At 45.9% G+C, this 23,654-nt stretch carries 18 protein-coding genes; 6 read left to right on the plus strand and 12 right to left on the minus strand.

The annotated features are described in order from the left end of the window. Positions 1-125: 125 nt before the first annotated feature. From AGRI_RS05770 to AGRI_RS05785, 4 genes are all read right to left on the minus strand, one after another. Positions 126-1,157, minus strand: coding sequence for a helix-turn-helix transcriptional regulator (locus AGRI_RS05770; protein ID WP_008984056.1), 1,032 nt, complete (start codon positions 1,155-1,157; stop codon positions 126-128). Between the two features lie 99 nt (positions 1,158-1,256). Continuing rightward, positions 1,257-2,492, minus strand: coding sequence for an esterase/lipase family protein (locus AGRI_RS05775; protein WP_040291578.1), 1,236 nt, complete (start codon positions 2,490-2,492; stop codon positions 1,257-1,259). Positions 2,493-2,530: 38 nt separating this feature from the next. Beyond that, positions 2,531-3,478 (minus strand): alpha/beta hydrolase, encoded by a 948-nt coding sequence (locus AGRI_RS05780; RefSeq protein WP_008984058.1) that lies wholly within the window; start codon positions 3,476-3,478, stop codon positions 2,531-2,533. Continuing rightward, positions 3,478-5,742: a TonB-dependent receptor gene (locus tag AGRI_RS05785; protein ID WP_008984059.1), complete on the minus strand. Its 2,265-nt coding sequence runs from the start codon at positions 5,740-5,742 to the stop codon at positions 3,478-3,480. Before AGRI_RS05785 ends, AGRI_RS05780 begins: the two co-directional genes overlap by 1 nt. Before the next feature lie 455 nt (positions 5,743-6,197). Here AGRI_RS05785 and rsgA point away from each other — a divergent pair, with 455 nt between their 5' ends. Next, positions 6,198-7,238, plus strand: coding sequence for a ribosome small subunit-dependent GTPase A (gene rsgA / locus AGRI_RS05790; RefSeq protein WP_008984060.1), 1,041 nt, complete (start codon positions 6,198-6,200; stop codon positions 7,236-7,238). Between the two features lie 112 nt (positions 7,239-7,350). Here rsgA and nadS read toward each other — a convergent pair whose 3' ends face one another. From nadS to AGRI_RS16575, 6 genes are all read right to left on the minus strand, one after another. Then, entirely contained in the window at positions 7,351-7,635 is a 285-nt protein-coding gene (gene nadS, locus AGRI_RS05795; RefSeq protein ID WP_008984061.1) for a NadS family protein, read from the minus strand. 1 nt (position 7,636) lies between these two features. Beyond that, on the minus strand, positions 7,637-7,972 hold the full coding sequence (locus AGRI_RS05800; protein ID WP_008984062.1) for a type II toxin-antitoxin system RelE/ParE family toxin: 336 nt from the start codon (positions 7,970-7,972) through the stop codon (positions 7,637-7,639). Between the two features lie 841 nt (positions 7,973-8,813). Continuing rightward, positions 8,814-9,449, minus strand: a complete 636-nt coding sequence (locus AGRI_RS05805; protein WP_008984063.1) for a hypothetical protein — start codon at positions 9,447-9,449, stop codon at positions 8,814-8,816. Next, on the minus strand, positions 9,442-9,864 hold the full coding sequence (locus tag AGRI_RS05810) for an HNH endonuclease (RefSeq protein ID WP_008984064.1): 423 nt from the start codon (positions 9,862-9,864) through the stop codon (positions 9,442-9,444). Before AGRI_RS05810 ends, AGRI_RS05805 begins: the two co-directional genes overlap by 8 nt. 27 nt (positions 9,865-9,891) lie before the next feature. Next, on the minus strand, positions 9,892-10,248 hold the full coding sequence (locus AGRI_RS05815) for a YegP family protein (RefSeq protein WP_008984065.1): 357 nt from the start codon (positions 10,246-10,248) through the stop codon (positions 9,892-9,894). A gap of 223 nt (positions 10,249-10,471) precedes the next feature. Continuing rightward, positions 10,472-10,645 carry a hypothetical protein gene (locus AGRI_RS16575; protein ID WP_008984066.1) on the minus strand — a complete coding sequence of 58 codons (174 nt, stop codon included), beginning with the start codon at positions 10,643-10,645 and terminating at the stop codon, positions 10,472-10,474. Positions 10,646-10,794: 149 nt separating this feature from the next. Here AGRI_RS16575 and AGRI_RS05820 point away from each other — a divergent pair, with 149 nt between their 5' ends. The 5 genes from AGRI_RS05820 to drt5 are packed head-to-tail and all read left to right on the plus strand — an operon-like array spanning position 10,795 to position 20,000. Then, a complete protein-coding gene (locus AGRI_RS05820; RefSeq protein WP_008984067.1) occupies positions 10,795-11,703 on the plus strand; it encodes a helix-turn-helix transcriptional regulator in 909 nt (302 codons plus the stop codon). 29 nt (positions 11,704-11,732) lie between these two features. After that, positions 11,733-14,120, plus strand: a complete 2,388-nt coding sequence (locus AGRI_RS05825; protein WP_008984068.1) for a type I restriction-modification system subunit M — start codon at positions 11,733-11,735, stop codon at positions 14,118-14,120. After that, positions 14,120-15,421, plus strand: a complete 1,302-nt coding sequence (locus tag AGRI_RS05830) for a restriction endonuclease subunit S (RefSeq protein WP_008984069.1) — start codon at positions 14,120-14,122, stop codon at positions 15,419-15,421. Before AGRI_RS05825 ends, AGRI_RS05830 begins: the two co-directional genes overlap by 1 nt. Before the next feature lie 12 nt (positions 15,422-15,433). Then, complete coding sequence (locus AGRI_RS05835) at positions 15,434-18,472, plus strand: type I restriction endonuclease subunit R (RefSeq protein ID WP_008984070.1); 3,039 nt, start codon at positions 15,434-15,436, stop codon at positions 18,470-18,472. A 40-nt stretch (positions 18,473-18,512) separates the two neighbouring features. Then, positions 18,513-20,000 carry an antiviral reverse transcriptase Drt5 gene (drt5, locus tag AGRI_RS05840; protein WP_008984071.1) on the plus strand — a complete coding sequence of 496 codons (1,488 nt, stop codon included), beginning with the start codon at positions 18,513-18,515 and terminating at the stop codon, positions 19,998-20,000. Positions 20,001-20,206: 206 nt separating this feature from the next. Here drt5 and gcvP read toward each other — a convergent pair whose 3' ends face one another. After that, complete coding sequence (gene gcvP / locus AGRI_RS05845) at positions 20,207-23,098, minus strand: aminomethyl-transferring glycine dehydrogenase (protein WP_008984072.1); 2,892 nt, start codon at positions 23,096-23,098, stop codon at positions 20,207-20,209. A gap of 79 nt (positions 23,099-23,177) precedes the next feature. Further along, the gene (gene gcvH / locus AGRI_RS05850; RefSeq protein WP_008951563.1) at positions 23,178-23,567 is read right to left on the minus strand and encodes a glycine cleavage system protein GcvH; all 390 of its coding nucleotides are present in this window, start codon (positions 23,565-23,567) and stop codon (positions 23,178-23,180) included. Positions 23,568-23,654: the final 87 nt, after the last annotated feature.

The following is a 23,654-nucleotide window of genomic DNA, read 5'->3' on the forward strand; positions in this document are numbered from 1 at the left end:
ACACTAAAAATCTATTACAAAGTTCCACGACTCTGGTTTACTTGCATATCCAAAGTCGCAATCACAGACATCAAAGAACATCTAACAATCGAGACTACTTTGTTCTGAAATATTAACGTTATTAATCAAACTTGTTTACTTTCCGAAATCCGGTGATGCTGGCGAAACTTCATCAGCGAATACTGCTTTGGACTTACTCCGTTCCAGTTTCGAAAAGCGCGTTTGAAACTTCTGACGTCTGAGAAATCCAGTTTGCTTGCGATCTCCTCTAATGACAGGTGTTGGGTCAATAACAGTTTCGCTTCTTGGTTAAGTACCAACTCTCTGGATTGACGAAAGCTGGTGCGATAAGCGGAGAGTCTGCGTCTTAGTGTCGCGACACTGCACCCGAGACTCCTTGCAACACTTTGCTGGTCTCGCAAGCCTGCCTCTAATGCGCCTCGAACTCTGACCAGAAAGCTCTGACAGGCATCAGTTGATGGTACCGTTCCCAACCGCTGTAGTTCACTATAAACCATCGCAGTATTCAGCGTGTTATTGCATGATTGTGTTGTTTCAAGCTCCGCCAGCGTCAGAGGATAATGCAGCTCAAAACAACCCATTTTGTAGCTAATTGCTGTTTCGGGAAAGGCAGTGCTCAAAGGCGACTGCCCGGCCTCTGTGTTACGACTTTTTATTTTTAACAGCGCGACAGGAGCTCCAGAGAGGGTGGTGACGATAGCATGAATAAAGATCAACACCATATCCAGGTTGAACATTACATATTGCCCTGCCTCAGCCGCATACGGGAAGGTTCGGTCATCAATTCGATAGACGAGGGCATCTGTGGTTTTTTCAACCTGATTGTAATTTCCTCCATGAATAAAGTTATAGGCGTTAGCCAGTTGCCGACATGCCCCTTCAATTGTACGGCAGTGACTCAGGCTTGAGAGTACATAGTCATTGGTACCCGGCATCAAAGGCCTGGCCGATAAATGCAGCGATTCATCCTGAACCTCGATGGCAAATCTCTCGAGCAGTCTGAGCAAGTTCGCCGGATCTTCCGTCTCTTCGCCTGCATTAATTGCAGTTAGCGTATCAAGAGAAATCCCCTGCGAGGCCATCATTTCGGCTAATATCTGCCTACTAACACCGCAACGTTGGTTAACTGTTGCCATAACGTCTCTGCACGTGCTGAATTATTACATGAATAAAGCACAGCGCAGAACAGCTGGCAACAGTACGAAAGTACAGTTTGGGTTAAATATACGTTGCGGTCAGATAGCGTTTAACCAATTTCTGATTTGCGTCATCCCTGAACTCTGCCAACCTAAAGCTAAATGGTTCAAATATAACACCGCTGAACCGCCGTGATTACTGATGCCAGTACTGTCATTACAGCTCGCGACAAAAACAACACCATCCGATGGCCCGGTATGCTCGTTATGAATCAGTGCGATATTCGCTCTGTCACCACAAAGATTATGTACTCTGACATCGGCAGGTGTACCGGCAGCCCTGAGCTGATCCACCAAAGATAAATGCATAAAGGCTTGAATACCCTGCCCACCACTATAAAAGCCCTGCCCACCATAATAGGTGGTGTACCAGTCTTGCTCATAACTAGGTAGCGGATAAGTCGCGTCCCAACGTTTCAACATTTGCACAGATCCCGGGAAAAAGCTTGATGCATAACTCCACTGCGGGCCAGTATTCCAAACACCGTAACACATGATGCTGGTATGTGCAGTGGGACCATTTATAACACCACCGCACCCGGGATAAACCGCAAAGGTATGCGTCCAACCATGACGAAACGACCAGTCAATACCGTTATTTGGCGCACCAAGCATAATTAAGCGTCTTACATCCCCACGATAACGAGTACCCCAGGGGCGAGTAACAGAAGAGATATACATTCGGGCATTAAATGCACTTTTTGACCAGGTGATAACATCCACTTTGCTTGCACCCGTTTTTGTCTTTATCACTGTTATCGCATTGGCAATTTGCTCGGCCCAGAAATAACCATCACCATTTTTATGAGCTAAAGATAATGCAAACACTTTAAAATTGTCTGCTGCCAACGACTGCATCAAACCAGTGCTTGGACAAGTTTGCTGGCCACAGCCATAACCGCCGGCATCATTCGGGTTAGCCCAGGCGATATCAGCGTCCTGATTTGCACCATGAACCAACAACACCGGGACGGACTTAGTATTGCTGCTCCAGCCCGGTGCGTGATAAAGAAGAAAACGCGCAGAGCTTGGTTTAGACGTACCGAAAAACGTGGCGCGTTGTCCGGTTTGATCACCTCTACCATCTGTTGGAAAGTCCTCTGCAGAGAGGTTTCCACTGGTATCCCGCCAGCGCTCTACCCGGTTCCAACCATTCGAAATGCCAGTAGTAAATGAAGCTTCATGTACTGGATTCGCAGCAACATAACTGCTAGAAACACTACACATCAGTATCGAACAAAGTACAAAGCTTATCAGTTTGTTAATGAAACACATTTTGACCTCCGGTTGCACGATACTGCAGTGCTGCATTTTCACGTTAAAAGATCTTCACGAATTTGTCGCGCCAACTGGCTTCTGGCTTGCTGTGAAATCGGCAATACACCAAACGAAAAAAATGCGTGAATACTGGGGAAGCGAGCTAAACGCCGCAATAATCCTACCGACTTTAGACGCTCGGCCAGTATGTATCCCTCATCGAAAAGTGGGTCAAAGTCGGCAAGCAATATGCTGGTAGGCGGCAGGTCATCGAGATGAGACAACAATAACGGTGACACTTCCGAGTTGTCGCTGGTTTCATCCGCCGTTAAATACCAATTGCGCGTATCATCAATGGCAGAGCGCGCAAGAAGATAATCACCGTTACCAAACTGCATTCGGGATGGATAAACATCATGTGGTTGATGCACATCCAGCACCGGATAAATCAGGTATTGTGCGGCCACTGGCAACTTCAACATCCGGGCAGCACGTACACTTAATGCTATCGCCAGATTTCCACCAGCACTGTCGCCCATTAAAGCAACTTTGTCAGTCGTAATGGATAATGCAGCAGCATTCTGATGCAGCCAGCTCAGAGCGGTACTCACATCATCTAACCCTGCAGGATATGGATGTTCAGGCGCCAGCCGATATTCAACACTTAAAAAACGCACACCACTTTGCTGACATAAAGAACGCACCAGCCCATCATAACAATCAAGATCGCCAAGGCTCCAGCCCCCGCCATGGATGAAGAGCACTATGGCATCAGGTACCAGCAGTTGTTGCGGATGATACAAACGTGCCGGAATATCATGTGTGCCCGCAGGCAGTCGCAAGGCTTCAACCTGACAACCCGGCTCATTGTCACCGGCCAACGACAAAAACATCGCCCTCGCCCCTATCCGTGATTCCTCGATAGTGGGTTTATGTGGTTGCATGGTGGCAGACTGCTGATTAAATTGCGTTAATAACGCTTCGGTTGCTAAATCTATAGTCATTAGAAATACCTGTAAGTAAGTTGTAGGCCATAGGTACGGGGATCGCCGTAATAGCCAAGCTGCACACCAGGCGAGGCGCTCAAATCAAAACCATGTTGGCGATAGCGTTTGTCGGTAAGGTTTTTACCAAATAAGTTAAGCTGCCACCGCTCGTCTTGGCTCTGCCAATTGACATAAAGGTCGTAAAGGGTGAACCCTGGCTGCGCCAACAAATCGCTGCTGCTAACTGTCAGATAAGTTTTACTTTTAAAACTCGCACCAGCATTCACTGACAAAGTGCCCCGACTGCCCAGATCAAACCAGTAATCCAACCCAAGGCGGCCATTCCAACGCGGCGCATTTACCAACTCGCGCTCATCGCTGACTTCCTGTTCGAAATCACCTATCAATTTATCGTAACCACCGTTTAAATAGCCCAGATTCATATTCAGTGTCAGGCTGTCGGTTAGTAACGCCTGCAGCTCAAGCTCTGCACCATAAGTTGTTGCTTTACCTGAATTTTCGAAAAGTGAGAGAAAGGCACCAGTATCAGGATCGATAGAAAAACGGCTAAGTTGAAAGTTTTTATAATCGTTGTAAAAGAATGCCGTGTTCAAACGTAATTGCTGGTTAAGCAATAAGGATTTTGCTCCGGCTTCATAGCTCCAAAGCGTTTCAGGATCGTAAGGTTGTGCGAACGAAGTTAACCGACCATTAAAACCACCGCTTTTGAACCCTTTACTCACACTACTGTAGAGCATGGTTTGGCTGGAATACTGGTAGTTCAGTACGGCGCGTGGTGAAAAATCATTCCAACGCTGGCTCGCATCATATCCGGTTAAACTATGACCAATACCGGTACCGAATACCGCCTGCATGCCTTGGGGGGTATCAATACCCGTACCAAAAAACTCCTCTCCACTATTAGATACTTGTTTCTTTTCGCTGGTCCAACGGGCTCCCAGAGTGATACTGAGCGGCTCGCTTAATTGCCAACTCATATTGCTGTATACGGCATAGCTGGTATTGGTTTGGTCACGTAACCCGGCACTGATCACTGGAAATGGGAAGAATACACCATTCCCTAAAGGTACAAAGAAGTCTGGAGCAATGGCACCACCAAGACTCCAGGAATTTTCCCTAAAATAAAATAATCCCGAAACCAATGACAGAGATTCACTTCGGTATAACCACTGCAACTCCTGACTCAGCTGATCCTGATCTTCGTAACTGTAAATACCAAAGCTGGCATCTGGCGTACCGTCTAAATCAAGGTGAGTACGATAGTTCATCTCCCTATAAGCCGTTATCGACTTCAGGGTAGATTGCTGCAATTGATAGTCTAGCGTTAGTGCAACACCTTTGGTGCGTAATTCTTCGCGGTCGTTAAAATTTGCGTTGACGACAAAAGGGTCCTCCCCTACTGGCAAAAAATCCCCGCTAGGCAAGGAGTAGATCGGCGTTTCTCGGTGTGGCGTTCTTGAGTAATCAGGATTCTGATTTGAACCATCTAACACTAAATACGCAGTAAACTCTGATACCGGAGTAAACAGTAAACTGCCGCGCCAAGTTAAGGAGTCCTTATCGTAATCATTCTTCCCAGTGTATTGGTTAAAGCTAAAACCGTCGCGGCTGCTTTTGGCAATAGCGAAGCGTCCGGCAAGCTGCTCGTCAATTAGTGGCCCGGTTAAGCTGGCTTTAACACCACGCTGCTGATAATTGCCTGCCAACACACTTACGTACCCCTCAGTAGTCTCTGATGGGCGGGCACTGGTAAATTTTACTGCTCCACCAATAGTGTTACGGCCATAAAGTGTACCTTGCGGCCCACGCAATACCTCTATTTGCTGTGGATCAACCACATCCAAAAACGCGCCCTGCACCCGTCCTAAATACACATCATCCAGGTAAATCCCCACTCCGGGGTCATTAAATGAAATAGAATCCAACTGCCCAACGCCCCGGATGTAAACAACCGCATTAGCTGCATCACCAACATGTAAATTCAAATTTGGCACTAATGCTTCCAGTTGCCCCAGATTTTGAATTTGATATTGCTCTAACTCTGCACCAGATAGTGCGGTAACCGCTATCGGAACTCTTTGCAGATTCTCGGTTTGCCGCGTAGCTGTTACTTCAATAACTTCAATTACTCTGGCTTTCTCCTTTTCAGCGTCTGTTTCGTCAGCTAATATCGGAGATGCCGTCAGCGCAGTCAAAACAGCCAAAGGGAGTATTGCGGGTTGGCACAGCTTAAGGCGATATTTTTGTTGTTGTAGTTTCATAACATATTCCTTACCTTGTCGTTGCTCCTATACTAGGGAACATCTACACAACCGCAAGGACAGAACACGTCAATTTTGGGGGTCAAAATCGCTCAACTCTCAAACTGTTAAAGCAATAGGATCAGAAACTTTCTTCCAGATCGAATATTATTCAGCAATAAGCTTGATAAAACAGCTTACAAGACACCCACCACCAAATAGCGATATCACTTTACTGCTGCTATAATTTCACCGTGTTCTAAATTAAGAAGGAGAGTTTGATGATTGCAGTAATTACCCACCCGGCGAAGGCTGCGGCGTAAGTTAAACTTTTCGCTTTTTAATTTCACCTGCCTTAGCCCGGTGTTTGCTGACCGGGATCTCTGAAAGCCCATTCGGGTTACCTTAACTTTTCCAGAGTTCCTCACCATTTTTACTGTGTGCGCAGTGCTTAGCTGTGCGCAGAAGGAAATGCAATGAACTTAGCCTTAACTTTACCACAACTGGGCTGGCAAGCCTTTTTTCAACAACAACTGACGCTGGCAGAATTTGAACAGGCGCTAATCGCCCGCGTCACAGCGCATCATCGCAGTGGCTATCAGCTAATGACGCAGCAAGGACCTGGCCATTTAACCACCAGCCCGGCCTTACCTGCGATGACGATTGGCGATTGGCTGCTATTGGATCAAGCTGGCAATTTTATCCGCTTATTAACACGAAAGTCGCTGTTTAAACGTAAAGCCGCTGGTAGCCAGCTGGTCGAACAGCTGATTGCCGCCAACGTTGATACGTTGCTTATCGTTTGCTCGTTAAACCACGACTTTAACTTAAGCCGTATTGAGCGTTATCTGGCACTGGCGCACGAAGCCGGTGCCGAGCCATTATTGGTGCTGACCAAGGCAGATCTTTGCGCCGATGTGGACGCCTATATCCAGCAGGTTACTAAGCTTGACTCTATGCTGCTGGTCGAGGTTGTGAATGCCCTCGACAGCAGTTGCAGTAGCAAATTACAGCACTGGTGCCGACTTGGTAATACGCTGGCGGTAGTAGGTTCGTCTGGGGTGGGTAAATCAACCCTGGTAAATACCCTGACCGGCAATACGGCACAAAAAACCGCGGCTATCCGCACTGATGACAGCAAAGGCCGGCATACCACCACCGCCCGCTCGATGCACTTTACTGCCGCCGGCGCGGTACTCATTGATACGCCCGGTATGCGCGAACTGCAACTGACAGACTGCGATGCCGGTATTCGCCGCACCTTTGCCGACATTGATGCCCTGGCCAGCGAGTGCCGCTTTAGCAACTGCCAGCATCAGACTGAGCCAGGCTGTGCGGTACAACAGGCTATCGCGCGGGGGGAGTTAGACGCCAGACGGCTCGCCAACTACCAGAAACTTAATGCCGAACAAGCACGTAATGCGGCATCTTTGCATGAACGCCGTGAAAAAGAGCGGCAGTTTAGTAAGCTGGTTAAGTCGGTAACGTCACTTAAAGCCAAGAAATACGCTGACTAGCAGTTTAGTGACCTAACAGCAACGCCGGTTTGCTTGCCAAGCCGGCGTTGCAATCTTGGATCGCGATATTACAGTAAGGCCAACGATGGCTTGGATCCGGGAGATAACAAATTTAATGCTCAGCCAGTTGGCGATAAAACTCCGGGTTATCCTGAATCGTCGCCAGCACTTTCGCCGCCAGACCCGTTGGGTTACGCCGCTTGCTTTCCCAGCTTTTAATCGTATCAACGCTGGTACCCAGTGCCTGTGCTAATTGCGCCTGCGTGATAGCCAGACGCTCTCGTAAGGCTTTGACATCGGCCACCTCATAGCGGGTCACCCGGCTCGCCGGTTTGCGGCCTTGTTTAATGTCCACTGCCTCAGTCAGAGAATCCTTTAGTTCATTAAAGATACTCATACTACACCTCGCCTTTAAGTATCCGGGTTAACTGCTTTAACTCCGCCTTTTCCGCTGCGGTAAGGCTCTCTTTTTCATTCTTCGCATAGGCTAGTAGCAAGTAGATAACCTCAGCCGTAGCTAAAAAATAGATCACTCTGGCGCTACTACTTTTACCTTGGTTATCCGTTGCCATTCTAACCTTTCGTAGCCCGCCGGTACCGGCGATCAAATCGCCTTTCGTCGGCTGAGCTATCAGTTCTTCCTGTAGCGCCCTTAACTCGTCATCGGTAGCAAGTTGCTTTATCTGCTTAGTAAAGAGAGTTGTTTCAATAAACTCGATAGCATGCCATGCCACGACCTACCTCCTTGCAAGTCAAACAAGGTACATAGTACACCTTTCGAGCCGGAATTCCAGAAAAATTCAAAAGCCCCCTCAGGATCTAACTCGGGGTATAGCATTAACTGACGCTACTCGACCAGAGTTACTCGCTAATATCAGAGTTATCCCAATCATTGGCGCTAGCCGCACTCTTTGTCATTACACGATCCCTCGACTCCGGTATGCTTGCGTACCGGAGTCGGTCCTGCGATAGTGGGTTAGAAGCCTTGGGCGTGGTATGTAAACAATTCAGTTGTGAAGTAATGCTGCTTTGTGCCAATTGCAGACAATTAACTATACAGGCATTAAAGTCCGTTTTTAGGAGTAAGCCGATATTCATTCGTGATGCTTTGAGGTAAAAGTTTTAATCAGGCTGAAACCACTCAGATCTGAGTAGCTGATAAAAAATTCTGGGCTATTTCCCCGTCACCAAACTGGTAAATATTGGTAAATTAAGGACGCTGTGCCTGAAAATATTGTGTTTTGATAAGATTAACGACATTCGTTCAAGGTCTGGGCTTTTAATTAACCCGCTTAACTTATCTCTCAACATAGGTGATCTCATAGAAATTTTACGAAATTTAGATAACCTGAATTATCAATTACGCGGCCATTTTTTCGTGCAATGGATATCCAAAGGTATTTATCAAAAACGCGACGTCTAAAAGCGTCAGGATTGTCATTGAAGTATAAAAATGCATCGGTATTTTCAAAATGGCTTAAGGTGTCCAGCGCACTGGAACTGCTAGAAACAAAAGATGGTCGCGACTTGTTACGAAAAGAGATTTCAGCCAAAGATTTGCGGTCGGAAACGCTCTCAAAAGAGCTTATTTCCGATCAATTCGAGTCCATAAACCCCAAGGCTGGAGAGTAACGCTATTGTAATCATCAATAGTCCAACCGCTCTCGTCCCCCAAAATCCTGTATCGAAAGTCAAACCTTCTATTGGTTGTAACAACTTCCCCATCGACTGATTAGCCGACATTACTAATATGGGAAAGATGAGTGAAAAGAGAAAAAATATCCAAAGCAAGCTATCAAAATCCAACATCAGATTCAGTAGTGTGACAGCCAGTAAAACGCCGATCATCGCCCGACAGAGCGATGAAAAAAAAGCCACAATTGGATTCAACAACTTTTGCTTAACGAAGCCGGCAACACGCTCATTGGTGCCAAAAACTAACCGACAGCAAGATACAAGCAAGAAAAGTAATGCCACACTATAAACTATGGTAGTTGGCGCAAAATGCTCCAGCGGTGCTAGCCTAATCTGTCGTGACAAACTGAAATCACTCCCCACAAGGTTATTGATCATAGCCGCAATACCTAAGGATTCAGCTATATAAGCAATAGCAAAGCACGCAAACGTAAATAGGATAAAAGAGAGGTAATTCCACTTGTGTGTTTTATATTCAATTCTCAAAGCGTCAGCGACTTCGGCAAATTTAGTCATTGGCACCTCCTACCAAAGAGCCCAGCGAACCACCAATGACAATACCCAAAGGGCCAAAGATTGAGCCAAATCCTGCACCCACGGCAAAGCCTGCCAAAGCCCTGCTATTTTGGCGTTGCTCTTTGGCCTTTTTTGATAGCGGTGCGACTAATAAGCCATGTGGCTTTCTGGCAACCATACTACTGCTATTGCCTTTTTTACGATTACATGGAATGCATGCAGCGTATAGATTATTTAGGTGATTAGTCCCCCCTTTGGAAATGGGGATAGAATGATCTATCTCCCACGCGCCCCTCATGCCAATAACACCATAGTTTTTCTTGGCTAATGTTTTATGGCAAATGTGGCAGCGCGTATTTGTTTTCTCTAGCACCTTAGCTCGAATGTCTTCTGTAAAAGGTATTCTCGTTGTCATTCATAATCTCCGTGAAAAGCTAGAGCATTACGCTCTAGCCTGTTGAATTGAAAGATCAACGACATTTGCTAATGGTGCATTCCGCTTCACCGAGTCGATGCCATTTTCACGGCCTTGTTGCGAAACATATAGCTCGCTCGTGCCGATAATCTGGCTGTTGTGCATAGACTTAAGGTTAAAGTAATACTGACCATTATTAGCGGTTAGCCTGAGATAATTTGAGTCAAATGGGGAATTCAACTTCACAGAGGCAACACCATTTAGACAATTCTCTTTGGTCGTATAGCCTTCACTGGATAAGATTATCTGGCCATTTTCCGCTTTGAGGCGAAAATAGTATTGGTTGTTGCTGTTACTTCTAAATACTTCAAATACTGGGTGCATACGCACCTCCATAATTAATTAGCGCTGTTATTGGCGCAATAAGGTTTAAATTCAGAGGGAAGTATTGAATTGCAAAACAACAGCAGATAAGCTCATAAACGAGATGTATATCGGTTTACGAGCTTATCTAAAGGGCTAATCACTCAAAGCTCAGCCTGCATCAAACCATCTGCCAATGGTCTAGTGCATGTTTCACAAAAAAGGCATTGGTTTTACCCAATGCCTATTTTTCTTTGCGCACCCCTTTAAAAGGTGTCTTGTCACTGGTTTTTACATCCATGAATTGCCCGGTATCAGTGTCCCGCTTCACCCAGTGCCCACTTGGGGTTTGAGTTTGCGAGCGATCTCTCACCGCGCCATGTCTTCTGTTATCACCGGATTTGCCATTTGTCGCCATTTCAGGACTCCTGCATCTGTAGACCAATCACATAAGCATCACACCATGCGATACTTATTTACTTTATATCTGATCATTTTGATGATGTAAAGTTATAATTTTTGTTTTACTATGTGCTCATTAGAACTATAAATTCAGGTAGGAAATGCATGAAAGACATCAGTGAGTTACCTAAGAATGTGCACGACAGGCTTGAGTACCTTGAGTTTATGCTGCGTTTTCGGGGGTGGGTCTCCCGTGCTGATTTAACCGAACGTTTTGGGTTAGGCGAAGCCGCTGCCACACGAGATATAAGGCTCTACCGTGAGTATGCGGAGCAAAATCTTACGCTGAATCAAAAAACGAAGAAGTACGAAATCAACGAAGACACCTTCGAACCTCTTTTTGCTTTTTCTATTCAAAGCGCGTTATCAAAGTTACGCACGACCAAAGTCGCCGAAGCACTGGGACTTTCCGAGTTTGACGGTGTGATGAGTCCTCCGAGATTAGCCTATCCAACGGTGGATATCTTATCCGCTGTCACCCGTGCGATTTCCTCTTCAGTAGCGCTTAGAGTAACGTATCATGCTTTGAAAAGCGGTCAATCTGACAAACTTCTATTTCCACTAGCCATATTTGATAACGGCATTCACTGGTATTTAAGAGCATTTGATCCTGACAAAAATGACAATGAAGATAAGTATCGCGTCTACGCCCTTACACGGTTTGAGTCGGCTGAAATAGAACACGATGTACGAGTAAAAGCAGAAGTGAAAAATCAGGATCATCAGTGGAATCGAATGGTAGATCTGGAGCTTGTGCCACATCCAAATCGTAAAAACGTCAAAAAGCCAGAAACCATTATTCACGATTTCAATATGAAAGACGGCAAATTAAAGATAGCGGTCAGGGCTACGGTAGCAGGCTATTGGCTAAGACATTGGAACGTTGATTGTACTGAAGATCACAGTCTTGAAGGCTTCCATTATCAGCTATGGCTGAACAATCATCACACGTTATATGGTGTTGAGAGCAGAAGTTTAGCTCCCGGCCTATCTGAATATCACGAACAGCATTAATGAGCAGCGACGCTCACGAGGTTTAATCAATGGATCACAGCGTACATAACAAATTAGTGTCTTTCATCTGGTCGATTGCCGACGACTGTTTACGCGATGTTTATGTTCGCGGTAAGTACCGGGATGTTATTTTACCAATGGTGGTATTACGTCGTCTCGATACACTGCTCGAAGCAAGTAAAGAAGCGGTACTTGAGGAAGTTAAGTACCAAAAAGAAGAGATGGAAGCCACTGAGCTGGATGACGAGGCTTTAAAGCATGCGTCTGGACAGGTGTTCTACAATATTTCGAAATGGACGCTGCAAAGCCTGAAAGATACAGCCACCAATAACCAACAGATCTTGCTGGCTAACTTCGAAGAATACCTCAACGGTTTCAGTGCCAACGTAAAAGAAATCATTGAGCTATTCGAACTGAAGTCAAAAATCCGCCATATGGCTGGGAAAGATGTACTTTTAGACGTGTTGGAAAAGTTTGTCTCGCCTTACATCAACCTCACACCTAACCCAGCGGAAGACCCTGAAGGCAATAAACTGCCAGCGCTGACCAACTTGGGCATGGGCTACGTTTTCGAAGAGCTGATCCGCAAGTTTAATGAAGAAAATAACGAGGAAGCTGGTGAACACTTCACTCCCCGTGAAGTAATAGAGCTGATGACGCACCTTGTGTTTGATCCAATAAAGGATTCACTACCGCTAACTATCTCTATTTACGACCCCGCATGCGGTAGCGGCGGCATGCTGACTGAATCGCAAAACTTTATTGATGAAAAATACCCAGCGTCCAATCGTGATATTTATTTATTCGGTAAAGAAATCAACGACGAGACTTACGCCATCTGTAAGTCCGACATGATGATCAAGGGTAACAACCCGGAAAACATCAAAGTGGGTTCTACCCTATCAACCGACGAGTTCGCCTCAGATCGATTCGACTTTATGTTATCCAACCCGCCTTATGGCAAAAGCTGGACGTCAGAGCAGAAGAACATCAAAGATAACGGCGAGATTATTGATCCCCGTTTCAAAGTTGAGCTGAAAGATTACTGGGGTAATAAAGAAACTGCGGATGCTACGCCACGTTCTAGTGATGGGCAGTTGTTGTTCCTGATGGAAATGGTCAGCAAAATGAAGTCTCCAGATGTTAGCCCTCTGGGTAGCCGTATTGCGTCCGTTCATAATGGTTCCAGTTTGTTTACTGGCGATGCAGGTGGTGGTGAGAGCAATATTCGCCGCTTTATCATCGAAAACGATATGCTCGACGCTATTGTGCAATTACCTAACAACCTGTTTTACAACACGGGAATTACTACCTACATCTGGCTGTTAAATAACAAGAAGCCGGCCAACCGCAAAGGTAAGGTGCAACTTATCGACGCCAGCTTACTATATCGTAAACTGCGTAAGAATCTGGGTAACAAAAACTGTGAATTTGCCCCGGAGCATATCGAAGAAATCACCCGAACTTATCTGGATTGTGCAGCCATAGAGCGTAAGTTAGACGAGAACAACGACCCTATCGGTATCGCTAGCCAAGTATTCGATAACGGCGACTTTGGCTACTACAAAGTTACGATTGAACGGCCTGATCGCCGTAAAGCCAAGTTCACGCCAGAGGCTATTGCATCACTACGTTTCGATAAATCGTTGTCAGAGGTCATGGAGCACTTGTTTGAACTGCATGGCGATAAAGTTTATGAAAAAGGCTTCTTAAAAGCCATCAGTAAAGACATCATTGAATGGTGTGATGAAAATGACATCAGTATCAATGCCAAAGCAAAAGTCAAATTGCTGGATGAAAAATACTGGCAAAAATTGCGTGAAATTTTAGAAGCGGCAGCGCTATTGATGGCGGAGATTGGTTCAGAAGAATTCAACGACTTTAACCTTTTTAAAGATAAAGTAGATGCGGTACTTAAACCAAGTAAGTTTAAACTCACAGGCCCAGAAAAAAATGCCATTTTGAATGCCGTTAGCTGGTACGACGAAAGCGCTGAGAAAGTCGTGAAAAAGGTGGTGAAACTTTCAGGCAGTAAACTGGATGAACTGCTTGACCACCTTGGTTGCAGTAAAGACCAACTGCCAGACTATGGCTATTACCCTACAGGCAAAGCAGCCGAGTATGTTACCTATGAAGCCAGTACAGATTTACGAGATGCAGAGTCTATCCCCCTAAAGGATAGTATCTATCGCTACTTCCTCGCCGAAGTGAAGCCGCATGTGGACGAGGCATGGATCAATCTGGACAGTACCAAAATAGGCTACGAGATCAGCTTTAATAAGTACTTCTATCAGCACAAACCACTTCGTTCACTGGAAGAAGTCGCCAAGGATATTATTGGACTTGAGCAAAAGGCCGAAGGCCTAATAGCACAGATTTTAGGAATTGATGTTGCTGACGTTCAGGGAGAGGCCTAATGGACTCAATGCCTAAATATGCATCTTACAAAGATTCAGGAGTTGAGTGGCTTGGCAATATTCCAAGTGACTGGAATTTAAAGCCCGGATTTGTTGCTTTTACCGAAAATAAACGGAACAACAAAGGGATGAAGGAAAATACTGTTCTGTCCTTAAGTTACGGCAAGATAGTTATTAAGCCTGAAGAAAAGCTCGTTGGTCTTGTTCCTGAGTCATTTGAAACTTACCAGTTAGTTGAACCAAATGACATTATTGTCCGCTGCACCGATCTTCAAAATGATAAAGTAAGTTTGAGAACAGGCTTAGCGAAAGATAACGGTATAATCACAAGTGCTTATCTCAATCTCAAAGTTAGGCGCGGATTTAACTCTCGCTTTCTGCATTATTACCTGCACTCTCTCGACACTACCAAGGTCATTTACAAATTTGGTTCAGGGTTGAGACAAAACCTGAGTTTTCTCGATTTCAAACGACTCCCTGTCTTTGATATCTCTGAATCTATTCAAATCGCTGTCGCTGATTATCTTGACCAAAAAACCGCTCAGATTGACGAAGCAATTGCCATTAAAGAACAACAAATCGCGCTTTTAAAAGAGCGTAAGCAGATCATTATCCAGCAAGCAGTCACCCAAGGCCTTGATCCCAACGTGCCAATGAAAGACTCAGGTGTGGAGTGGATTGGCCGTATCCCTAAGCATTGGCACTATGAGCCAATTAAATATTCTTTAAAAGGAATTGTCGATTGTGAACATAAAACTGCACCATTTGTTGATGAAGAAGAATTTTTTGTTGTAAGAACCACTAATGTAAAGGATGGAAAAATTAACTTAACTGGTGCTAAGTATACCCATGCTAAAGGTTATAAAGAATGGACTAGACGGGGAATTCCAACTCCCGGTGATATTCTTCTAACAAGGGAGGCTCCAGCGGGCGAGGCGTGTACAGTTCCAGAAGACCTAAAACTATGTCTTGGCCAAAGAATGGTATGGCTTAAGGTAGATAGAACTAGATTAGTACCTGAATTTGGTGTCGCACTTATATATTCATCAATTGGAAGAACATATATTGATTTCCTGTCAGCAGGTTCGACAGTATTGCATTTCAATATGTCAGATATTGCTAATATTCCTGTTGTATTGCCACCACTTGATGAACAAAAAGCTCTAGTGGAATATATTAATTGTAAATCAGTGGAAATAGAAAACTCGTCAAAGATACTATCACAACAGATTGAAAAACTAAGAGAATACAAAACCACACTGATCAATAGTGCTGTTACAGGCAAAATCAAAGTGGCATAACAAGGAGGTAAGATGGTTAGCCAAACGAATGAACAGGCACTGGAATCGGCTATTGAAAAGTATCTGACGGGCACGTGCTTGGAAGAGCTAAAAGCTGGCGTGCAGGAAGCCAGCCCCGACTTTAACAATCGGCTTTATCGTATTGGCCAACCATCCGACTTTAATATGCAGTTTGCGCTGGATGAGCGATTCTTCTGGGCATTTCTGGAAAAAACACAGGAAGATGAACTCGACAAAGTTAAGCGCAATAACCCCAATGACTGGCAGCGCAAAATTTATGAACGTTTTGACAGGCTGATTAAGAAACACGGCATTCTGCATTTGCTTAAAAAAGGCCTAAGCGTCGATGATGCCCACTTTAACCTGATGTATCCAGCACCATTGGCTAGCAGCAGTGATAAAGTTAAACAACACTTTGCTGCCAACCTGTTTAGCTGTACCCGCCAACTGCGTTACTCCTTAGCTAACCCACTGCAAGAAATCGACATGGTATTGTTTATCAATGGCATACCATTAATAACGCTGGAGCTTAAAAATGCATGGACAAACCAAACAGCACGGTATCATGGCCAAAAACAATATCGTGAAGACAGGGATACCAACCAGCCACTGTTGAACTTTGGCCGCTGCTTGGTGCATATGGCGGTAGATACCGATGAAGTGTATATGACCACCAAATTGGCAGGAAAAAGCACTTTCTTCTTGCCGTTCAACAAGGGGCACAACTTAGGGCAAGGCAATCCGCCAAACGATAATGGGCATAAAACAGCTTATTTATGGGAAGAAGTGTTCCAGAAAGAGAGCTTAGCGAACATTATCCAGCATTTCGTCAGACTGGACGGCACCAGCAAAGACCCACTGAATAAACGCACTTTGTTCTTCCCTCGTTACCATCAAATGGATGTGGTCAGGCGATTGGTTGGCCATGCCGCTGAGAACGGTGTGGGACAAACTTACCTAATTCAACACTCAGCAGGCTCAGGTAAATCGAACTCGATTACATGGGCGGCTTACCAGCTAATTGAAACTTACCCTGTTTCCGATAAGGTTCCCGGCAGCCGTGGCTTGGATCAGCCGTTATTTGATTCTGTTATTGTGGTCACCGACAGACGCCTGTTAGACAAACAGCTTCGCGATAACATCAAAGAGTTTTCTGAGGTGAAAAACATTGTCGCGCCTGCACACAAATCTTCCGAACTTAAGTCTGCATTGGAAAACGGCAAAAAGATCATCATCACCACCATTCAGAAGTTCCCGTTCATCATTGATGGCATTGCTGATTTAAGTGACAAGCGGTTTGCGGTGATCATTGACGAGGCGCACAGTTCACAATCTGGTTCCGCTCATGACAATATGAACAGAGCAATGGGGCGTGCTGAAGTGGAAGAAGCTGAAGACGCACAAGATAAAATTTTACAGGCCATGAAATCACGCAAAATGCGTGGTAATGCGTCGTATCTTGCATTTACAGCGACCCCCAAGAACACAACGTTGGAAAAATTTGGCCAAAGGCAGGCTGACGGCAGCTATAAACCTTTCGATCTGTACTCCATGAAGCAGGCAATTGAGGAAGGCTTTATCCTTGACGTGTTAGCTAATTACACCACCTATAAAAGCTATTACGAGATTGAAAAGTCCATCGAGGATAACCCGGAGTTCGATACGAAGAAGGCGCAAAAAAAGCTTAGAGCTTATGTAGAGCGCAGTCAACAGACCATCGATATCAAAGCCGAAATAATGCTGGACCATTTTATCCCGCACGTGGTAAATGCCAAGAAACTAAAAGGCAAAGCCAAAGGGATGGTGGTCACCCAAAACATTGAAACGGCTATTCGATATTACAAAGCCATCACCCGGATTTTGGCTGGGCAAGGCAATCCGTTTAAGGCTGTAATTGCATTTTCTGGCACCAAAGAGGTTGATGGAGTTGAGTATACCGAAGCTGATATAAACGGATTTTCCGAAGCCGATACCAAAGACAAGTTTGATACCGATGAGTATCGTTTGCTAATTGTGGCCAACAAATACCTGACAGGTTTTGACCAACCGAAACTTTGCGCTATGTACGTTGATAAAAAGTTGGCCAGTGTACTCTGTGTGCAAACCCTATCCCGGTTAAATCGTGCGGCACCTAAGTGGGGTAAAAAGACGGAAGACCTTTTTGTGCTGGACTTCTTTAACTCGGTTGACGACATCAAAACCGCATTTGATGATTTTTATACCTCAACCTCTTTATCTGAAGCCACCGATATTAACGTTTTACACGAACTGAAAGACGAGATGGATGAAGTCGGTGTATACGAATGGATGGAAGTTGAAGAATTCATAAAACGCTATTTCAACGACGAAGATGCACAGCGGCTTAGTCCGCTCATCGATATTGCCGCAGCACGATTTAACATTGAGCTAGAATTAGAAAATGATGCAAAGGCTGATTTTAAAATCAAAGCCAAGCAATTTGTGAAGATTTACGGCCAGATGGCCTCAATCATGCCCTATGAAATAGCCGCATGGGAAAAGCTATTCTGGTTCCTAAAATTCCTCATTCCCAAGCTTAAAGTGGAAGATCCAGATGCAGAGCTGCTGGATGAGCTGCTGGATTCAGTTGACCTAAGCTCCTATGGCCTCCAGCGCGTTAAACTGGGTCATACAATAGAACTGGATAGTGCCGAAACAGAGCTGGACCCGCAGAACCCTAACCCGCGTGGTGCTCATGGCGGTGATAAGCAAAAAGATCCACTAGACGAAATTGTACGAAGCTTCAACGAGCGCTGGTTCCAAGGCTGGAGCGCAACACCAGAAGAGCAGCGGGTTCGGTTGCTAAGTATGGCCGAGTCAATCAAAGCGCATCCAGATTTCAAAGATAAGTACCAAAACAATGCCGATCCACATAGCCAGAACCTCGCTTTTGAAAAGCTGTTTAAAGAAATCATGCTACAGCGGCGTAAAGATGATTTGGAGTTCTACAAGCTGTTTGCCGGCGATGAAGCATTTAAGTCATCACTAATGCAAAGCATGCAGCGTATTGTTGGTATGTCGGCCTCTAAGTAACAGGTGCTGGTGTAATCTGATGTGGTAACCGGAGGGTTTAGTGACATCAACAGTGAAATTCTTTGAAGATGATTTCGCGGGAACATTATTCCCGCTCAAAACTAACTTACTTTTAGTGCAGAAACATAGCACTGAAATCTCCGATTACATCTATCAAAAAATTTTAAGTGACTCACATCCCGCGGATAATTTTTTGCCTCAGCAAAGAGTATTTGCGACGAAGCCACAAGGACATCTGCGTCGAACTGTAAAGCTCGACCCAATAGCGGAATACTTTTTATATGACTTGGTTTATCGAAATCGAGGTATTTTTCGTCCAGAGGTAAGTGAGTTTAGAAGGAGCTTTGGCTATCGATTCGAGAAAGGAAAACATATTCCGGTTCACATTGCTTACTCTACATATAAACAAGAATTGGCAGAATGCTCTTCCAACTTCAAACACAGTATTCAGTTCGATGTTGCTTCGTATTTTAACAGCATGTATCACCATGATGTCGCTCACTGGTTTGAAAGTAAAAGCGGTGTAACATCTGTCGATTCTAAAGCTCTTGCCCAATTTTTTAGAGAAATAAATTCAGGGAGAAGTATCGATTTTATGCCGCACGGCATATACCCAGCAAAGATGATTGGAAATGAGTTTTTAAAATTCATTGATCTTTATGGTCCTCTAAAGTCTAAGAAAATCGTTAGATTTATGGACGATATTACCCTTTTCGACAATGATAGAAATGTCTTGATGGCAGATTTCCATGTGATACAGAGACTATTAGGACAGTTCGCTCTCAACGTAAATCCATCGAAAACTGCCTTTGACCACTCTGTGGGTGACGTAAAAGCAACATTGTCAGAAATTAGAGAATCGTTAAAGGAAATCATTACTGAATATGAAGAAGTGCCAACAGCATCAGGCGTAGAAGTTGAAGAGCTTGATGTAGAAATTGAGAATACATTAAGTACGCAACAAGTTGATGCTTTGCTAGAGCTACTACAAAGGGATTCCCTTGAGGAGTCAGATGCTGACCGTATCCTAAGCTTTCTGAGAACTCATAGTGATAGTTTGATCGAGTACTTACCAATTTTGTTTCGCCGATTCCCAAATCTAATCAAGCATATTCACTCTGTCTGTGGAGAAGTAAAGGAGAAAGCAGAACTATCCAATGTGCTTCTAGATTATCTGAATGAGTCGAACGACTTTTTGGAGTACCAGTTATTCTGGATTGGAGCGATAGTCGAAGACTATTTGATTGGTCATGGCAGCTATGGAAGTGTATTACTCAGGCTTTACGAACTTACAGCAAATATGAAGATCGCAAGAGCAAAAATTCTTGAGATCCCTGTCCAAGACTTTGGTTTCAAGGAAATTCGAGGGGAATATCTTAAAACTGGCCAATCTGATTGGCTCTCATGGTCATCTGCGATTGGGACACAAAGCTTAAAGCCTGCCGAGCGTAACTACTTGCTGGCATATTTTGCTAAAGCATCAGCGATGAATTTTTTAATTTCTGAGGGAGTCAAAAAGTGCACGTAATTGTCGGTGTCCATCGAGTTGAATTTACCCTAGGGAAAAGAAGATCCAAAAACGACATCGGCTTAATGTCATAAACGTACAATAAAAAACCGCCCTAAGGCGGTTTTTATTAAAGTTACAATTCCCAGTCGCAAAGTTAATTGCAGTCGCAGACATAATTAATTCTGGTCGCAGAGTTAATTACGCTGCACATTACGCAGTAAACCTTACCGGTAAGCCTCCGGGCTTGGGCATGAACACATCAGGTTGCGGTCGCCGTACACGTCGTCGATACGGGTAACCGTTGGCCAGAACTTGTTTTCTGCCACAAACTGCGCCGGGAAGGCGGCGTAGGTGCGCTCGTAGGCGCGATCCCAGCTTGGGTCCAGAATGTCGGCCATAGTATGTGGTGCATAAGCCAGTGGGTTGTTATCCACTGTCCACTCGCCGGCTTCTACCTTGGCAATTTCCGCACGGATGGTCGTCATCGCTTCGATAAACTTATCCAGCTCAGCTTTGCTTTCTGATTCGGTTGGTTCAATCATTAGCGTGCCGGCTACCGGGAAGCTCATGGTTGGTGAGTGGTAACCAAAGTCCATTAAGCGCTTGGCGATATCCATCTCGGTAATACCGCTGGCTTCTTTTAATGGCCGAATATCGATAATACATTCGTGCGCCACGCGGCCATGGGTACCGACATACAGCACCGGGAAGTGCGGGTTCAGTTTCTTGGCAACGTAGTTCGCGTTCAGGATCGCGAATTCAGTGGCTTGTTTTAAGCCTTCGCTACCCATCATCGCGATATACATCCAGCTGATTGGCAGAATACCGGCGCTACCAAAAGGTGCTGCCGATACTGCGCCATTACTGGCGCCGGTGCCGTCGATTTTTACGACCGCATGGTTAGGTAAAAACGGCGCTAAATGGCTCTTCACGCCGATTGGGCCCATACCCGGGCCACCACCGCCGTGCGGGATACAGAAGGTTTTGTGCAGGTTTAGGTGCGATACGTCTGAGCCGATAAAGCCTGGCGAGGTTAAGCCCACCTGCGCGTTCATATTGGCACCGTCCATATACACCTGGCCGCCGTAGGAGTGGATCACTTCACACAGCTCGGCGATGGTTTCTTCAAATACACCGTGCGTAGACGGGTAAGTCACCATAATGGCTGCTAAGCGATCACCGACTTCGGCTGCTTTGGCTTTTAAGTCGGCCATATCGATATTGCCTGACTTATCGCAGTCTACCAGCACAACTTCGTAGTTGGTCATGGCCGCAGTAGCCGGGTTAGTACCGTGCGCCGATACCGGAATTAAACAGATATTACGATGGCCTTCGCCACGGCTTTCGTGGTACTTACGAATGGCCACCATACCGGCGTATTCGCCCTGCGCGCCTGAGTTTGGCTGCATCGAGATATTGTCGTAGCCAGTGATATTCACCAGCCAGTCGCCAAGCTCGTTAATCATCTGGTAGTAACCTTCGGCCTGATCACGTGGCACGAACGGGTGCAGAGACGCGAACTCTGGCCAGGTGATCGGGATCATCTCGGCGGTGGCGTTCAGTTTCATCGTGCATGAACCTAACGAAATCATCGAGTGGTTCAATGCTAAGTCTTTGTTTTCCAGCTTTTTGATATAACGCAGTATCTCAGTTTCGCTGTGATACTGGTTAAATACCGGATGGCTTAATACGGCAGAGGTGCGTACTAAATCGGCCGGGATAGAGGTAGAGCCATTAGCAACGATCTGTGCATCTAAGGCGTTAACGTCTAAACCATGGCCGGCACCTAATACGATATCAAACAGCTGTGCGATATCCCCAGCCTGCGTGGCTTCGCTAAAGCTTACCGCCAGGCTATCAGCCACGTCCGTACGCAGGTTAACACCGGCTGCTAAAGCGCGGGCAACAACGGCAGCGCGATCGGCAACTTTAAAGGTCACTGTATCAAACCAGTGGCTATTCACCAGGGCAACGCCTTTGGCTTTTAAACCAGCAGCGAAGATATCGGCGCTGCGGTGAATGCGCCCGGCGATATCTTTTAAGCCTTGCGGGCCATGGTACACCGCATAGAAAGAGGCGATATTGGCCAGTAATACCTGAGCAGTACAGATGTTCGAGTTCGCTTTTTCACGGCGGATATGCTGCTCACGGGTTTGCATTGCCATCCGCAGTGCCTGATTGCCACGGCGATCTTTTGATACACCGATAATGCGGCCCGGCATAGAGCGCTTATAGGCATCGCGGGTCGCGAAGAAGGCAGCGTGTGGGCCACCAAAGGCCATTGGCACACCAAAGCGCTGCATAGAGCCTAATACGACATCGGCACCCAGCTCGCCCGGTGCTTTTAACAGCATTAACGCCATTGGGTCTGTTGCTACCGCAACAATGGCTTTTTTCGCCTGCAGCGCGGCAATTAAGGCGCTGTCGTTACGGATATCACCGTTAGTGGTTGGGTACTGTAATAAGGCACCGAATACGTCCTGCTCAGCCGCTTCGTTGGCTTTACCCACCACAATATCAAAACCAAACATTTCGGCGCGGGTTTTTACCACGTCGATAGTTTGTGGGTGCACGTCGTCAGCAATAAAGTACAGGTTAGACTTGCTCTTGGTGACGCGCTTGGCCAGGGCCATGGCTTCGGCAGCAGCAGTTGCTTCGTCCAGCAGCGAGGCGCTGGCCAGTTCCATACCAGTTAAGTCTAAAGATAACTGTTGGAAGTTTAACAGCGACTCTAAACGGCCCTGGGCAATTTCCGGCTGGTATGGCGTGTACGCGGTGTACCAGCCCGGGTTTTCCAGCACGTTACGTAAAATAACATGCGGGGTCAGTGTTGGGTGGTAACCCATACCAATGTAAGACTTATACATTTTATTTTTTGACGCAGCAGCCTTTAAATACGCCAGGGCGTCTACTTCAGTGCGGCTGTCGCCAATGGCCAAAGGTTTTGGCAGGCGAATGCTCTGCGGCACGGTTTGCGCAATCAGCTGCTCGATGCTGTCTACGCCAAGTTCCTGCAGCATAGCAGCTGTTTCGGCAGCATCCGGGCCAATATGGCGCTGGATAAATTCGTCGTGTTTCGCAAGTTGCGTCAGGGTTTTCACAGCGGTATGGGTCATGCTCATTATCCTGGTAGTGCTTTCTAACATAAAGCCCCGTTATCTACGGGGCTTTAGGGTGGCAGGATCTGCCGTAATATTAAGCTTCGTCAATCGCGCTCTGATAACCGGCGGCGTCTAACAGGGCGCCGAGCTCAGCTTCGTCTGCGATTTTAATTTTAAACATCCAGCCATCTTCGTACGGGCTGCTGTTTACCAGCTCTGGCGAGTCGCTCAGGGCATCGTTTACGGCAACAATTTCACCTGAAACCGGCGCATAAATATCTGACGCCGCTTTTACTGATTCCGCAACGGCGCAATCGTCGCCCTGGCCTACCGTTTCGCCCACTTCCGGTAATTCTACGAATACCATATCACCCAGTAATTCCTGAGCGTGCTCAGTGATACCTACGGTGTAGATGCCATCGCCTTCAGCGCGCAGCCATTCGTGACTGGATGCGTATTTTAAGTTTGCAGGAATGTTGCTCATTGTAAGTTCCTTAGCTGTGTGTTCTTGCCACCTGCCGCCCTGTTAGCACAGGCACAGCCAGGTGAAGCCTCTCTGGTCTTTCCGGCA

The organism is Alishewanella agri BL06, from assembly GCF_000272005.1.
In the GTDB taxonomy this organism is placed as follows: Bacteria; Pseudomonadota; Gammaproteobacteria; order Enterobacterales; family Alteromonadaceae; genus Alishewanella; species Alishewanella agri.

Bases quoted from the DNA above. Each gene is read 5' to 3' on its own strand.
- AGRI_RS05770 (WP_008984056.1), bottom strand. From the start codon at position 1,157: ATGGCAACAGTTAACCAACGTTGCGGTGTTAGTAGGCAGATATTAGCC.
- AGRI_RS05775 (WP_040291578.1), bottom strand. From the start codon at position 2,492: ATGTGTTTCATTAACAAACTGATAAGCTTTGTACTTTGTTCGATACTG.
- AGRI_RS05780 (WP_008984058.1), bottom strand. From the start codon at position 3,478: ATGACTATAGATTTAGCAACCGAAGCGTTATTAACGCAATTTAATCAG.
- AGRI_RS05785 (WP_008984059.1), bottom strand. From the start codon at position 5,742: ATGAAACTACAACAACAAAAATATCGCCTTAAGCTGTGCCAACCCGCA.
- rsgA (WP_008984060.1), top strand. From the start codon at position 6,198: ATGAACTTAGCCTTAACTTTACCACAACTGGGCTGGCAAGCCTTTTTT.
- nadS (WP_008984061.1), bottom strand. From the start codon at position 7,635: ATGAGTATCTTTAATGAACTAAAGGATTCTCTGACTGAGGCAGTGGAC.
- AGRI_RS05805 (WP_008984063.1), bottom strand. From the start codon at position 9,449: ATGACTAAATTTGCCGAAGTCGCTGACGCTTTGAGAATTGAATATAAA.
- AGRI_RS05810 (WP_008984064.1), bottom strand. From the start codon at position 9,864: ATGACAACGAGAATACCTTTTACAGAAGACATTCGAGCTAAGGTGCTA.
- AGRI_RS05815 (WP_008984065.1), bottom strand. From the start codon at position 10,248: ATGCACCCAGTATTTGAAGTATTTAGAAGTAACAGCAACAACCAATAC.
- AGRI_RS16575 (WP_008984066.1), bottom strand. From the start codon at position 10,645: ATGGCGACAAATGGCAAATCCGGTGATAACAGAAGACATGGCGCGGTG.
- AGRI_RS05820 (WP_008984067.1), top strand. From the start codon at position 10,795: ATGAAAGACATCAGTGAGTTACCTAAGAATGTGCACGACAGGCTTGAG.
- AGRI_RS05825 (WP_008984068.1), top strand. From the start codon at position 11,733: ATGGATCACAGCGTACATAACAAATTAGTGTCTTTCATCTGGTCGATT.
- AGRI_RS05830 (WP_008984069.1), top strand. From the start codon at position 14,120: ATGGACTCAATGCCTAAATATGCATCTTACAAAGATTCAGGAGTTGAG.
- AGRI_RS05835 (WP_008984070.1), top strand. From the start codon at position 15,434: ATGGTTAGCCAAACGAATGAACAGGCACTGGAATCGGCTATTGAAAAG.
- gcvP (WP_008984072.1), bottom strand. From the start codon at position 23,098: ATGACCCATACCGCTGTGAAAACCCTGACGCAACTTGCGAAACACGAC.
- gcvH (WP_008951563.1), bottom strand. From the start codon at position 23,567: ATGAGCAACATTCCTGCAAACTTAAAATACGCATCCAGTCACGAATGG.